The following is a 13,708-nucleotide window of genomic DNA, read 5'->3' as shown; positions in this document are numbered from 1 at the left end:
TCCTATGACCTGTACCAGCGCCTGGAATTCCCGCCCAGGCGCCTCAGGCCAGAGGCCCGGTGAGCAGGGGCACGAAGCGTACCGCACCTAGCGCATGTCGCGCGAAGCCATGTTCCTCGCGAATGATCAGCATCAATTGCTGCACGTCCCCTGCCCCTACGGGAATGACCATCCTGCCGCCCGGCGCTAATTGATCCAACAGCGCCTGAGGCACGTCGGCGGCCACCGCCGTGACGATGATGCCGTTATACGGGGCCAGCGCAGGCCAGCCTTCCCAGCCGTCCCCCCAGCGGAAGACAACGTTGCGTACGTTGAGGCTCTGAAGGCGCTCTTTGGCTTTGTCCTGAAGGCTTTTTATCCGCTCTACGGAAAACACCCGTTCTACGGATTGGGCCAGCACTGCCGTTTGGTAACCCGAGCCGGTGCCGATTTCCAGCACTTTGTCCAAGGGGCCTGCCGCTAACAGCAACTCGCTCATGCGGGCCACCATGTAGGGCTGGGAGATGGTCTGGTTGTTGCCGATGGGCAACGCGGTGTCTTCGTAAGCGCGGTGAGCCAGCGCCTCATCCACGAACAAGTGACGTGGGGTTTTGCGCACCACATCCAGTACATGCTGGTTGCTAATGCCTTCCTCGCACAGGCGCTGTATCAGTCGCTCGCGGGTACGTTGGGAAGTCATTCCAATGCCGCGATGCAGCAAGTCATCTTGCCCACGCATCATTGTAATGCCTCAAGCCAATGACCCAGCCCTTCGAAGGCCGGCTGAAAAGTGCGGTCCAGCTGCAACGGCGTCACCGATACATAGCCTTGGAGCACGGCATGGAAGTCCGTGCCGTCGCCACCGTCTTCGGCGTCACCTACCGCGCCAATCCAGTAGCCCGGCCGGCCGCGCGGGTCTACTACCAGGCTGGGCCGTGCGGCCCGTGCACGGTGCCCAAGGCGGGTGAGGCGAATACCCCGCACCGCTGCCAAGGGCAGGTTTGGCACATTCACGTTTAGCAGGGTACGGGGTGGCAGGGTAAGGTCTGATTGCGCTTCTATTAACTTGCGGGCATACCAGGCAGCCGTGGGCAGGTTGTCTGGCTGTCGGGAGACCAGCGAAAACGCAAACGCCGTATGACCGGTGAATCGGCCTTCCAACGCGGCGGCTACGGTTCCGGAGTAAATCACGTCATCGCCAAGGTTCGCACCCAGGTTGATACCGGAGACCACCATGTCTGGCGCCTGTTCCAGCAGTGCATTGATACCCAGGTGTACGCAGTCGGTGGGTGTTCCGTTGAGGCTGATAAAGCCGTTGGGCAGTGTAATCGGGTGCAGCGGACGATCGATGGTCAAGGCACTGCTGCAGCCGCTCCGGTCTTGGTCGGGGGCGATCACCGTGCAGTGGGCGAACTCCGCCAGCGCAGCGTGAAGCGCGGCGATGCCTGGGGCGGTGACCCCGTCGTCATTGGAGATCAAGATACGCATGGGCTTTCCGTCTACCCCGCTTGCACCAGGTCGAAGAGTTCGCGGACCACGACGGTCGCGAAGCACCCGGTGGGCAGGATGAAATCCAGTTGCAGAATGTCAGGCTGGGGATAATGCCACGACAGCTCTCGTATGGGCAGCCGCAGAATACGCCGTTCGTGGTCCAGCCCCGCCTCGTTCAGCCATGCGCAGAGCTGCGCCTCGTGGGCCGTCACCTCGTGTTCGAGCGCAGCGGTCGCCCCGGTGGCGGGCGAAATGCCTCGCCCTGGCAAAGGGCCAGTGGGGTGGAGGTCTAGCACTGCTAAGCGCGGGTCAGCACACTCTGCCTCGCCGGCGACAAAAAAACTGCGGCTGTCGGTGAAGGCCAACACATCACCCGGCTGTGCCTGGTTCCAAGTGCCCTGCGCTACCCGCTGAGCCAGCACCTGATTGAACACATGGCTGCGCGCGGTAGAAAGCAGGCGTGAGCGCAGGTTGCGCTGCTCCGGTAGGCGCTCGTTGGCGGCGTAGTGCCGTGCCTGAACCAGGTTTGCACCCTCGTGACCAAAGCGCTGAGGGCCGAAATAGTTGGGCACGCCATGAGCCTTGAGCCAGGTTAACCGCTGCTCAATCGCCTGTGGGTCAGCGCTCAAGGAGGTCAGGCGCAATGAAAAGCCGTTGGCCGAGTGGGCGCCGCGCTGAAGCTTGCGCGCGTGGCGGGTGGCCTGCAGCACACGCAGGCTGGCATCTTGGGCGCTGGTAAGGTCCGGATCGGCTTTGCCCGGTAAATGAAGGCTGAACCACTGCCGCGTGAGCGCCATACGATCTTTCAAGCCCGCATAACTGATGGCTTTAAGCGGAACTCCAGCCGCGCGTGCCAGGCGCCGAGCAGCCTCCTCGGTATTAAGCTCACGCTTTTCGACCCACAGCCACACATGCTCGCCCTCCCCCGACAAGGGAATATCCAGCACTTCGTTGACTTGAAAATCTTCGGCAGTGGCCTTGAGTACTGCGGTACCGAGCGAGGCGCCCGACGCGCGCGGGCCTAGGAGGTGGTCATCGCTCATGCGGGAAGCAACAGGGCAACCGCATGCACGGCAATCCCTTCCTCACGCCCGGCGAAGCCTAGTTTTTCAGTGGTAGTCGCCTTGACGTTGACCTGGTCGACCGCCGCTTGTAGGTCCTCGGCAATCAATGCTCGCATGGCCTCGATGTGGGGCGCCATTTTGGGTGCCTGCGCGACAATGGTGGCGTCTACGTTGCTCACGGCCCAGCCTTTGTCGCGTACCAGTGCAACGACATGACGCAGCAGCGCTCGGCTATCTGCCCCTTTGAAGCGAGGGTCGGTATCAGGGAAATGCTTGCCAATGTCACCCAGCGCTGCAGCGCCCAGTAACGCATCGCTCAATGCATGCAACAGTACATCACCGTCAGAGTGCGCCACCAGCCCAGAGCGATGGGCGATGCGCACCCCTCCGAGGGTAATGAAGTCGCCTTCACCAAAGCGGTGAACATCGTAGCCGTGGCCGATACGCATAGAAAAACGCCCTGTTTGAGTCAGGGCGCGATTCTACCTTGCCAAGGCCTGCTTGGGCACCGCCGTGGCTCTGGCATGCCGCTAAGGGATAAGCCCGAGGGCGGATGCGTGATGGCGCAGGTGATCCTCGATAAAGCTTGCGATGAAGTAATAGCTATGGTCGTAGCCGGGCTGCAATCGCAAGGTCAGCGGGTAACCTGCATCGTTCGCAGCCTTTTGCAGCACCTCGGGCTTGAGTTGCGTGCTCAGGAAGTCGTCTCGATCGCCTTGGTCTACCAGCAAGGGCAGGCGCTCGCTGGCGGTAGCCATTAGCAGGCTGCTGTCCCATTCACGCCAGCGGCTGCGGTCATCGCCCAAGTAAAGACGAAACGCCTTCTCACCCCAAGGGCAGTCCACGGGGTTGCTGATCGGTGCGAATGCTGAAATCGAGCGGTACCGGCCGGGATTACGCAAGGCGCAGACCAGCGCGCCATGCCCGCCCATGGAATGACCGGCAATGGCACGCTCATCACTGGCCGGAAAGTTAGCCTCGACCAGCGCTGGTAGCTCGCTCACAACGTAGTCATGCATCTGATAATGCTTCAGGTACGGGGCCTGCGTAGCATTGAGGTAAAACCCCGCGCCTAGTCCGAAGTCCCAGGCGCCGTCCGGGTCATCTGCTACGTCTGGCCCGCGTGGGCTGGTGTCAGGTGCAACCAGGATCATTCCCAACTGGGCCGCAATTCGGTGCGCCCCGGCTTTTTGCATGAAATTTTCGTCGTTGCACGTCAGGCCCGACAACCAATACAGCACGGGCAGTTTCTGCCCCGACTCCGCTTGCGGTGGCAAGTACACGGCAAACGTCATGTCACAGCCCAAGGTGGAAGAGCGGTGCTTGTAACGCTTATGCCAGCCGCCGAAGCTTTTCTGGCACGACAGGTTTTCCAGACTCATGCTCAGGCTCCTTTAGAAATGCACCACGCTACGAATGCTCTTGCCTTCATGCATCAGGTCGAAAGCCTTGTTGATGTCCTCAAGGGGCATGGTGTGGGTGATGAAGGTGTCCAGGGGGATCTCGCCCTTCTCGGCCATCTCTACATAGCTCGGCAACTCGGTACGGCCACGTACGCCACCAAAGGCGCTACCGCGCCAGACGCGGCCGGTGACCAATTGGAACGGCCGGGTTGCGATTTCCTGACCGGCACCTGCCACCCCGATGATGACCGACTCGCCCCAACCTTTGTGGCAGCACTCCAGGGCGGCACGCATCAACTGCACGTTGCCAATACATTCGAACGAGAAATCCACTCCACCGTCGGTCATGTCCACAATGACCTCCTGGATTGGCTTGTCGAAGTCTTTAGGGTTGACGCACTCGGTTGCACCCAGCTGCTTGGCGATTTCGAATTTGCCGGGGTTGATATCAATGGCGATGATGCGGCTGGCCTTGGCTTTGACGGCCCCCAGAATGGCCGACAGGCCGATCCCGCCCAGCCCGAAGATCGCTACGGTGTCACCGGGTTTTACCTTTGCGGTATTGAGCACCGCGCCAATGCCGGTAGTAACGCCGCAGCCAAGCAGGCAGACCTTCTCCAAAGGCGCTTCCTTGGGGATACGCGCCACGGAGATTTCAGGCAGCACGGTGTATTCGGAGAAGGTCGACGTGCCCATGTAGTGGAACAACGGCTTGCCCTGGTAGGCGAAACGGGTAGTGCCGTCGGGCATCAGGCCTTTGCCCTGGGTAGCGCGAATCGCCTGACAGAGGTTGGTCTTGCCCGACAGGCAGAACTTACATTGCCGGCATTCGGGGGTGTACAGCGGAATCACATGATCGCCCACGGCGACCGAGGTCACGCCCTCACCTACTGCCTCAACGATAGCGCCGCCTTCATGGCCCAGAATCGTCGGGAAAATACCCTCGGGGTCTGCACCGGACAGGGTATAGGCGTCGGTATGGCACACACCGGTAGCGACGATCTTGAGCAGCACTTCGCCAGCCTTGGGCATGGCAACGTCTACTTCGACGATTTCCAGCGGCTTATTCGCCTCGAATGCAACGGCAGCACGTGACTTGATCATTGGAGGTTCCTTTTGAGAGCCAGAGAAAACACCAGTGTAATTCATGCCCTCTAAATGGATAATCGAGTGATAAGGGAAACATTATTGCTATAGAGGGATAATCATGTCGCTTCTTCGCTGGGAAGGCATAGACGAGTTTGTGGCGGTAGCAGAGCTGGGCCACTTCAGCGCGGCGGCCATCCAATTGGGCACTTCGTCTTCGCATGTGAGCCGGCAAGTGGCGAATCTGGAAGAGCGGCTTCAGGCGCGGCTGTTTTACCGCAGTACCCGGCGGGTCAGCCTGACCGAGGCTGGCCACACCTTCCTTCAACACTGCCGGCGGCTGCATGATGGCCGCGAAGAAGCCATGCGTGCGGTGCACGACCTGGCCAGTGCCCCAAAGGGCTTGTTGCGCATGACCTGTGCGGTGGCGTACGGGGAGCGGTTCATTGTGCCTTTGGTCACAGACTACCTGGCGCGCTATCCCGAGCTTCAAGTCGACATCGAGCTGACCAACCGCCCGCTTGACTTGGTCAACGAGGGGCTGGACCTGGCCGTACGCCTGGGCCGCCTACACGCGTCTCGCCTGGTCGCCAGCCGCTTGGCGCCACGGCGGATGTACCTGTGCGCAGCGCCCCGCTACCTTGAGCGGTACGGCAGGCCTCACAGTGTGTCGGAATTGGCGCGGCATAACTGCCTGGTCGGCAGCAGCGACCACTGGTCCATGCAAGTCGATGGCCGCGAGCTGAGCCTGCGCGTGCAAGGCAATTGGCGGTGCAACAGTGGCCAGGCGGTGCTGGACGCCGCACTCAAGGGCATGGGCCTGTGCCAGCTACCGGATTATTACGTGCTCGAGCACCTGCGCGGCGGGGCGCTGGTGTCGTTGCTCGATGCGCACCAGCCACCCAATACGGCAGTGTGGGCGGTATACCCGCAACAGCGGCACCTTTCACCCAAGGTGAGAGGGATCATAGAGCACTTGCGCCAGGGGCTGGCGGGGCGACACGAGTACGCTGGCTAGCGCCGGAGCCAGGCCAGGTCTTCCGGCCGGGTAATCTTGATGTTGTCGCTTCGCCCTTCGATCAACCGAGGGGCGTGGCCCGCCCACTCCATAGCCGATGCCTCATCGGTAATGTTTACGCCCGCGACGCGGGCATCGGCCAACGCGCGCTGTAGCGGCCCAAGGCGGAACATCTGAGGCGTGAACGCTTGCCACACCACACTGCGGTCAAGGGTTTCGCTGACTCGGCCATCTGCGCCTACGCGCTTGAGGGTGTCCTTGGCAGGCACGGCCAGCAAGCCCCCTACCTCATCATGGGCCAGTTCAACCAACAGCCGGTCCAGGTCTGCAGCAGCGAGATTAGGGCGCGCGGCATCGTGCACCAGTACCCAATCCCGGCTGCCTGCCCCCAGCTCGGTCAGGCCCAGCAATGCGTTGAAAACGGAGTCAGAGCGCTCGCCGCCACCGGTGGCCTCATGCACCTGAGGTAAGCCAGCGCACGCAAGCGTAGGCCACCAAGGGTCGTGCCCTGCCAGGCTGACCACAAGGCCACGCAGGCCAGGGTGGCCCAAAAAACAGTCAAGGGTGTGTTCGAGTAAGGTCTTGCCCGCATGAACGAGGTACTGCTTAGGGCGATCGGCGCCCATCCGGGTGCCTACGCCAGCCGCCGGAATAACGACCCAGAAGGTGACAGGTGCCGGGTTCATTGGGTGATCTGGTACAGGGTTTCGCCATCCTTGACCATGCCCAATTCATGCCGGGCACGCTCCTCGACGGTTTCCATACCCTTTTTCAACTCAAGCACTTCAGCATCCAGTACGCGGTTGCGCTCTTGCAGCCCCTGGTTTTCAGCCTTCTGGTCGGCGATCTGTTGTTTGAGCTCTGCCGCTTGGGCAAAGCTACCCGTGCCTACCCATAGCCGGTGCTGCAGCCCCGCGAGCAACAGGATAAGAACCAGGAACAACCAATAGGGACTGCGCATCGAGACATCCGAAAAAATGGCTAACTGCTTGCCAGATAGCACAAAGCCCAGCGTCTGCCAGGCTTGGTGCATTCAAGCATTACCGAGGAGCGATCAAGCGACCGTTTCCAGCCGCCTTTTTACCACTTCCTGCTCAGCCGCGAAACTCGGCCCGACCACGGTAAGGTGCCTTCTCGCCCAACTGCTCTTCGATACGCAGCAATTGGTTGTACTTGGACACCCGGTCGGAACGGCACAGCGAGCCGGTCTTGATCTGGCCAGCCGCAGTACCCACTGCCAGATCGGCAATGGTGGAGTCTTCGGTTTCACCCGAGCGGTGAGAGATGACAGCGGTATAACCGGCGGCCTTGGCCATCTGGATGGCTTCCAGGGTTTCGGTCAAGCTGCCGATCTGGTTGAACTTGATCAGGATAGAGTTACCGATGTGCTTGTCGATACCTTCCTTGAGGATCTTGGTGTTGGTCACGAACAAATCGTCGCCGACCAATTGCACCTTTTCACCGATCTTGTCGGTGAGGATCTTCCAGCCAGCCCAATCCGACTCATCCAGGCCGTCTTCGATGGAGATGATGGGGTAGCGCTGCGTCAACCCTTTGAGGTACTCGGCGAACCCTTCGGCATCGAAGCTGTGGCCTTCGCCCGACAGGTTGTATTTGCCGTCTTCATAGAATTCGCTGGCAGCGCAGTCCAGTGCCAGCGTCACGTCGGTGCCCAGTTTATAGCCTGCTTTTTCAACGGCTTCGGCAATGGCCTTGAGGGCGTCTTCGTTGGACGTCAGGTTCGGCGCGAAGCCGCCTTCGTCGCCCACCGAGGTGCTCAAGCCACGTGCCTTCAAGACCGCCTTGAGGCTGTGGAAGATTTCAGCGCCCATGCGTAGGCCATCGGCGAAACTTTTAGCCCCGACCGGCTGCACCATGAATTCCTGGATGTCCACGTTGTTGTCGGCATGCTCGCCGCCATTGATGATGTTCATCATCGGCACGGGCATGGAGTACTGGCCCGGGGTGCCATTGAGGTTGGCAATGTGGGCGTACAGGGGCAGGTCCTGGTCCTCGGCAGCCGCCTTGGCCGCAGCCAGCGACACCGCAAGGATTGCGTTCGCGCCCAGGTTGGCTTTGTTTTCGGTACCGTCCAGGTCGATCATCGTGTGATCGAGCGCTTTCTGGTCAGCCGGGTCTTTGCCTAGCAGTGCGTCACGGATAGGGCCGTTGATGTTGGCTACCGCCTTGAGCACGCCTTTACCCAGGTAACGGCTCTTGTCGCCATCGCGCAGCTCCAGCGCTTCGCGCGAGCCAGTGGACGCACCGGACGGCGCACAGGCGCGGCCCATGATGCCGTTGTCCAGAAGCACGTCGGCTTCCACGGTCGGGTTGCCACGGGAATCCAGAACTTCACGACCTTTGATGTCGACGATGTTTGCCATTGTTATACACACTCCAGATTGGACGAAACGACGCAACCAAGGGTTGCACCTAGCCCCGCGAGGCCAGCATCACTGCGCGGGGCACCTGCACGATACCGATGCCGACCGGCGAAACCCTGGTCAGGCGGTCTCTATGATCGGAAAAGCCTTGACCAGTTCATCCAAGGCCTTGAGTTGGCTCAAAAAGGGTTCGAGCTTGTCCAGGCGCAGAGCGCACGGGCCATCGCAGCGGGCATTGTCAGGGTCTGGGTGGGCCTCGAGGAACAGCCCGGCCAGGCCTTGGCTGATGCCTGCCTTGGCCAGGTCGGTGACCTGCGCACGACGACCACCGGCTGAATCCGCTCGGCCACCAGGGGTTTGCAGCGAATGGGTGACGTCGAAGAAGACCGGGTACTTGAACTGCTTCATAAGGCCGAAGCCGAGCATGTCTACCACCAGGTTGTTGTAGCCAAAACTGGAGCCGCGCTCGCACAGCACCAGTTGATCGTTCCCGGCTTCCTCGCACTTGGTCAGGATGTGCTTCATCTCATGGGGCGCCAGGAACTGCGCCTTCTTGATATTGATGACCGCGTTGGTGCGGGCCATGGCCACCACCAGGTCGGTTTGCCGAGACAAGAAAGCCGGTAGCTGGATGATGTCGCACACCTCGGCGACCGGCGCTGCCTGGTAGGGCTCATGCACATCGGTAATCACCGGCACATTGAAGGTCTGCTTGATCTCCTGGAAGATCTTCAGGCCCTCTTCCAACCCAGGCCCACGGTAGGAGTTGACCGAGGAGCGGTTGGCCTTGTCGAAACTGGCCTTGAACACATAAGGAATGCCGAGCTTCTCGGTCACCTTTACGTACGCTTCGCACACCCGCATGGCGAGGTCTCGCGACTCCAGCACGTTCATGCCACCAAACAGTGCCATAGGTTTGTCGTTGGCCAGTTCGATACTACCGACGCGAATCACTTTCTGTGCCATGGTTCAGCCCTTGTTCCGATGTGCCAGTGCCGCTTTGACGAAGCCGCTGAACAGCGGGTGGCCATCGCGCGGGGTGGAGGTGAATTCAGGGTGGAACTGGCACGCCACGAACCACGGGTGGTCCTTGCCCTCGACGACTTCCACCAGCGCCCCATCACCAGAGCGACCCGACACCACCAGGCCCGCCTCAAGCAACTGAGGCAACAGGTTGTTGTTCACTTCATAGCGGTGACGATGCCGCTCGATAATCACATCTTTGGCATAGCAGTCATGCACCTTGGAGCCAGGCTCCAGTAGGCAGTCCTGCGCACCTAGCCGCATGGTCCCGCCCAGGTCGGACGTTTCCGTGCGGGTTTCGACCGCGCCGGTGGCATCGGCCCATTCGGTAATCAGGCCCACGACCGGGTGAGCGCTGTTACGCTCGAACTCGGTGGAGTTGGCATCAGCCCAGCCCAGTACGTTGCGAGCGAACTCGATCACCGCGACCTGCATACCCAAACAGATGCCCAGATAAGGCACTTTGTTTTCGCGGGCGAACTGGACCGCCCGAATCTTGCCTTCAACGCCGCGCAAACCGAAGCCGCCAGGTACCAGGATCGCGTCCACGCCTTCGAGCAGGCCGGTGCCCTGGTTCTCGATGTCTTCGGAGTCGATGTAGCGCAGGTTGACCCGGGTACGGTTCTGGATGCCCGCGTGGCTCATGGCCTCGATCAGTGACTTGTACGCATCGAGCAGCTCCATGTACTTGCCGACCATGGCGATGGTGACTTCATGCTCGGGGTTTAGCTTGGCATCGATGACCTTGTCCCATTCGGCAAGGTCGGCACCTGCGCACTGCAGGCCAAAGCGCTCTATAACGAAATCGTCCAGCCCCTGAGCATGCAGCACGCCAGGAATCTTGTAGATGGTGTCTACGTCTTCCAGGGAGATGACCGCACGTTCTTCAACGTTGGTGAACAGCGCGATCTTGCGGCGCGACGATACGTCCACGGGGTGGTCGGAACGGCAGATCAGGACATCGGGCTGCAAACCAATGGAGCGCAGCTCTTTCACCGAATGCTGGGTAGGCTTGGTCTTGGTTTCGCCGGCCGTGGCAATGTAAGGCACCAGGGTCAAGTGCATGAGCATGGCGCGGCGCGCGCCCACTTCGACTCGCAACTGGCGGATCGCTTCCAAGAAAGGCTGTGACTCGATGTCACCGACGGTACCGCCGATTTCTACCAGGGCCACATCGGCGTCGCCAGCACCCTTGATGATGCGGCGCTTGATCTCGTCGGTGATATGCGGAATCACCTGGATGGTTGCGCCCAAATAATCACCCCGACGCTCTTTGCGCAGTACATGCTCGTACACACGGCCGGTGGTGAAGTTGTTGTTCTGGGTCATGGTGGTGCGAATGAAGCGCTCGTAGTGGCCCAAGTCCAGGTCAGTCTCGGCGCCATCGTGGGTAACGAACACTTCACCGTGCTGGAAGGGGCTCATGGTCCCTGGGTCCACGTTGATGTACGGGTCCAGCTTGAGCATGGTGACCTTCAGCCCCCGCGCCTCCAGGATGGCCGCCAGTGAAGCCGATGCGATGCCTTTCCCCAATGAAGAAACAACACCGCCCGTGACGAAGATGTAACGCGTCATGAAAAACCCTAGAAGTCTGCGTTAAAGCGGTCGGAGCCGCCGGGGAAAGCGAAGGAAGGCCCGGCGCGCGGAACGGCGTTCCGGCAGCGTAGGCCCCGAGACCAGCGGCCGAGCCGAGTGAAGTTCAACACAGGCTGCGCTCGCTGTGCCAGCGAAGAGCGCCGGCGGGAGCCGCTACAGGTTTTCAGTCACTCGACAAGATTGCTGGGTCATCGGCAACTTATGCGGTTCTGGGAACACGCAGAAGCTGTATCAAGAAGGGAGGGTAGTCTACCGGAAACCCGCTTTCATCTCAAACACCGGTCGTTCGTCGGTGGTCGCCAGCGCAGTTCGCCAGGGATAACAGAGAGCGCCGGGACGTTCGCCACTGCCACTAATTGCCCGTTTACCCACAGCAGGGGCAGGCGTGAACGTACAAAACCGGGTACGCCAGCTTCGTTGAGCAGCCGCTTCAAATCCCGGCGTCCGCGGCCGGGTAGCGTCATGCACTCGCCGCCCTGGCGATAGCGCACCTGTGCGCCCACCCCCGGTGTTACCCCTTGCCAATGGACCTCTCCATTGCCAGGCAGGCATACCCTGTCGCCCGCCAGTACGGTGCGCTCACCTAATGCAGGTGGCTCGATTAGCCACGCACCCGCCAGCCACCACAGGCGGTCACCACTGCGGCGCACTACGCCGTCGGCCAATACCCACTCAGGGGCTGCCTTCAAGGCAGCATCGCGCAGGCAAACCCATCCGGCCCAGTGATGGGTGTCCGGTAGGCGACCTAACGGAGCAAGCCAGGCCTGCAACGCATTACGCTGCCGGGCCTCACTCAATGCTCGCAGCGGTGTCAGGGCCAGCGACGGCAAGGTTAACCAAGGGAATGGCGCACCTACGCGCGCCGGGGCGAGGTCTTGGTCGGCAACCTCGTCGAGCAAGGCCAGGGCTTCGGCGAAATGCCCTGCACTGCGTGCCAGATTGGCTGATGCAGCAGGCCAGCGCGCGTGTAGCTGAGGCATCACCTGATGACGAAGGTAGTTGCGGGCATGCCGTGTGTCGGCATTTGACGGGTCTTCGACCCATTCCAGATCCACACGGCGTGCATACTCGAACAACGCGCTGCGTGCTACCTCCAACAAGGGCCTGCACACCACACCCTGGCCCAGCGCACGTTGCTCAGCCATGGCGGCAGCCCCTCGCACGCCGGCCCCCCGCATAAGGCGCAGCAGCAGGGTTTCAGCCTGATCATCCAGGTGTTGACCGGTAAACAGCACCTCGCCCTGCTGCAACTCAGCGGCAAAAGCTTCATAGCGGGCATTGCGAGCGGCTTGTTCCAGGCTCGCGGTATGGCTGACCTGAACATGCACGACGGTCAAGGGTACGCTCAAGGCCTCACAGAGGCGCTCGCAGTGTTCGGGCCATGCCGCTGCAAGGCTTTGCAAGCCATGGTTCACGTGAATGGCGCGAAGTGGCGGCATGGAGTGCTGGCGTGCGAGTGTTGCCAAGGCATGCAGCAATACAGAGGAGTCCAGGCCACCTGACAACGCAATGACCCAGCCCGGCGAGGAGCGCCACGGGCTTAGCTGGTGTAACAGCTGGCTGGTCAGCGTCACCGGCTAGCCCTCCCCTGTTGCCTGAGGTGCCAGCCAAGGCTGGCACCTTCATGCAGATTTACAGGCCGTAGCTCATCAGCCGCTCGTAGCGACGGTCGAGCAACGCAGGGGTATCGAAGCCTTTGAGCATGTCCAACTGCTCGATCAACGTCGCCCGCAAGGTACCTGAGGCCAACGCGACATCGCGGTGGGCGCCGCCCAGTGGCTCGTCGATAACCTTGTCAACAATCCCAAGGCCCTTGAGGCGCTCGGCAGTGATACCCATGGCTTCGGCCGCGTCCGGCGCCTTGTCGGCGGTTTTCCAGAGGATGGAAGCGCAGCCCTCAGGCGAGATCACCGAATAGGTGGAGTACTGAAGCATGTTCAGTTGATCGCATACACCGATAGCCAGCGCACCACCCGATCCACCCTCGCCGATCACCGTGGCGATGATCGGGGTTTTCAAGCGCGCCATTACGCGCAGGTTCCAGGCGATTGCCTCGCTCTGATTGCGCTCTTCGGCATCGATACCAGGGTAGGCACCGGGGGTATCGATGAAGGTGAGAATGGGCATTTTGAAACGCTCGGCCATTTCCATCAGGCGGCACGCCTTGCGGTAGCCTTCTGGCCGGGGCATCCCGAAGTTACGGCGCACTTTTTCGCGGACTTCGCGGCCCTTCTGGTGACCGATCACCATCACTGGCTGGCCGTCCAGGCGCGCGGCACCGCCCACGATGGCCGCGTCATCGGAAAAGTGACGGTCTCCGTGTAGCTCTTCGAACTCGGTGAAGATCTGCGGAATGTAATCCAGGGTATAGGGGCGACGCGGGTGACGCGCCAGGCGAGCGATCTGCCAGCTGGTCAGGTTGCCGAAGATGCTCTCGGTCAGCGTGCTGCTCTTTTCCTGAAGGCGAGAGATCTCATCGCTGATGTTGAGTGAGTTGTCGTTACCCACAAGGCGCAGCTCTTCGATCTTGGCTTGCAGGTCAGCGATAGGCTGTTCGAAATCCAGGAAATTCGGGTTCATAGGCTTCCGTCTAGGGTCGACGGCCAGTCGGCCGGTTGATCCGTTTGGCGCCATACCATACGGAAGTGGCGCCTTGAGGTCGAG

The 13,708-nt window shown here is 61.0% G+C and carries 14 protein-coding genes; 1 reads left to right on the top strand and 13 read right to left on the bottom strand.

The window, feature by feature from the left end:
• Positions 1-43 precede the first annotated feature (43 nt).
• The 6 genes from AC4LE2_RS05020 to AC4LE2_RS04995 all read right to left on the bottom strand — a co-directional run bounded on the left by AC4LE2_RS05020 (position 44) and on the right by AC4LE2_RS04995 (position 5,041).
• Positions 44-679: a protein-L-isoaspartate(D-aspartate) O-methyltransferase gene (locus AC4LE2_RS05020; protein WP_491824542.1), complete on the bottom strand. Its 636-nt coding sequence runs from the start codon at positions 677-679 to the stop codon at positions 44-46.
• Positions 680-717: 38 nt separating this feature from the next.
• The gene (surE, locus tag AC4LE2_RS05015) at positions 718-1,467 is read right to left on the bottom strand and encodes a 5'/3'-nucleotidase SurE (RefSeq protein ID WP_491824540.1); all 750 of its coding nucleotides are present in this window, start codon (positions 1,465-1,467) and stop codon (positions 718-720) included.
• Between the two features lie 11 nt (positions 1,468-1,478).
• On the bottom strand, positions 1,479-2,513 hold the full coding sequence (gene truD / locus AC4LE2_RS05010; RefSeq protein WP_491824539.1) for a tRNA pseudouridine(13) synthase TruD: 1,035 nt from the start codon (positions 2,511-2,513) through the stop codon (positions 1,479-1,481).
• Entirely contained in the window at positions 2,510-2,983 is a 474-nt protein-coding gene (gene ispF, locus AC4LE2_RS05005; RefSeq protein WP_491824537.1) for a 2-C-methyl-D-erythritol 2,4-cyclodiphosphate synthase, read from the bottom strand. Before ispF ends, truD begins: the two co-directional genes overlap by 4 nt.
• Positions 2,984-3,064: 81 nt before the next feature.
• Positions 3,065-3,916 carry an S-formylglutathione hydrolase gene (gene fghA, locus AC4LE2_RS05000; RefSeq protein WP_491824536.1) on the bottom strand — a complete coding sequence of 284 codons (852 nt, stop codon included), beginning with the start codon at positions 3,914-3,916 and terminating at the stop codon, positions 3,065-3,067.
• A 12-nt stretch (positions 3,917-3,928) separates the two neighbouring features.
• Entirely contained in the window at positions 3,929-5,041 is a 1,113-nt protein-coding gene (locus tag AC4LE2_RS04995) for an S-(hydroxymethyl)glutathione dehydrogenase/class III alcohol dehydrogenase (protein WP_491824535.1), read from the bottom strand.
• 103 nt (positions 5,042-5,144) lie between these two features.
• Here AC4LE2_RS04995 and AC4LE2_RS04990 point away from each other — a divergent pair, with 103 nt between their 5' ends.
• The gene (locus AC4LE2_RS04990) at positions 5,145-6,041 is read left to right on the top strand and encodes a LysR family transcriptional regulator (RefSeq protein ID WP_491824533.1); all 897 of its coding nucleotides are present in this window, start codon (positions 5,145-5,147) and stop codon (positions 6,039-6,041) included.
• On the opposite strand, the gene ispD is transcribed toward AC4LE2_RS04990, so the two are convergent.
• The 7 genes from ispD to AC4LE2_RS04955 all read right to left on the bottom strand — a co-directional run bounded on the left by ispD (position 6,038) and on the right by AC4LE2_RS04955 (position 13,624).
• Complete coding sequence (gene ispD / locus AC4LE2_RS04985) at positions 6,038-6,727, bottom strand: 2-C-methyl-D-erythritol 4-phosphate cytidylyltransferase (RefSeq protein ID WP_491824532.1); 690 nt, start codon at positions 6,725-6,727, stop codon at positions 6,038-6,040. The two genes, AC4LE2_RS04990 and ispD, sit on opposite strands and share 4 nt — an antisense overlap.
• Positions 6,724-7,002, bottom strand: coding sequence for a cell division protein FtsB (gene ftsB, locus AC4LE2_RS04980; RefSeq protein ID WP_491828050.1), 279 nt, complete (start codon positions 7,000-7,002; stop codon positions 6,724-6,726). The genes ispD and ftsB overlap by 4 nt, the downstream gene beginning before the upstream one ends.
• 133 nt (positions 7,003-7,135) lie before the next feature.
• Positions 7,136-8,425, bottom strand: coding sequence for a phosphopyruvate hydratase (gene eno, locus AC4LE2_RS04975; RefSeq protein ID WP_491824530.1), 1,290 nt, complete (start codon positions 8,423-8,425; stop codon positions 7,136-7,138).
• A gap of 120 nt (positions 8,426-8,545) precedes the next feature.
• The gene (gene kdsA / locus AC4LE2_RS04970) at positions 8,546-9,391 is read right to left on the bottom strand and encodes a 3-deoxy-8-phosphooctulonate synthase (RefSeq protein ID WP_491824528.1); all 846 of its coding nucleotides are present in this window, start codon (positions 9,389-9,391) and stop codon (positions 8,546-8,548) included.
• A gap of 3 nt (positions 9,392-9,394) precedes the next feature.
• On the bottom strand, positions 9,395-11,023 hold the full coding sequence (gene pyrG, locus AC4LE2_RS04965) for a CTP synthase (RefSeq protein WP_491824526.1): 1,629 nt from the start codon (positions 11,021-11,023) through the stop codon (positions 9,395-9,397).
• Between the two features lie 287 nt (positions 11,024-11,310).
• A complete protein-coding gene (tilS, locus tag AC4LE2_RS04960) occupies positions 11,311-12,618 on the bottom strand; it encodes a tRNA lysidine(34) synthetase TilS (protein WP_491824524.1) in 1,308 nt (435 codons plus the stop codon).
• A gap of 58 nt (positions 12,619-12,676) precedes the next feature.
• Positions 12,677-13,624 carry an acetyl-CoA carboxylase carboxyltransferase subunit alpha gene (locus AC4LE2_RS04955; protein ID WP_491824522.1) on the bottom strand — a complete coding sequence of 316 codons (948 nt, stop codon included), beginning with the start codon at positions 13,622-13,624 and terminating at the stop codon, positions 12,677-12,679.
• Between the last annotated feature and the right edge of the window lie 84 nt (positions 13,625-13,708).

The organism is Pseudomonas sp. 9.3L (assembly GCF_058536285.1).
Note: the sequence above shows the minus strand (reverse complement) of the source record. Positions and strands in the feature narration are given on the sequence as shown.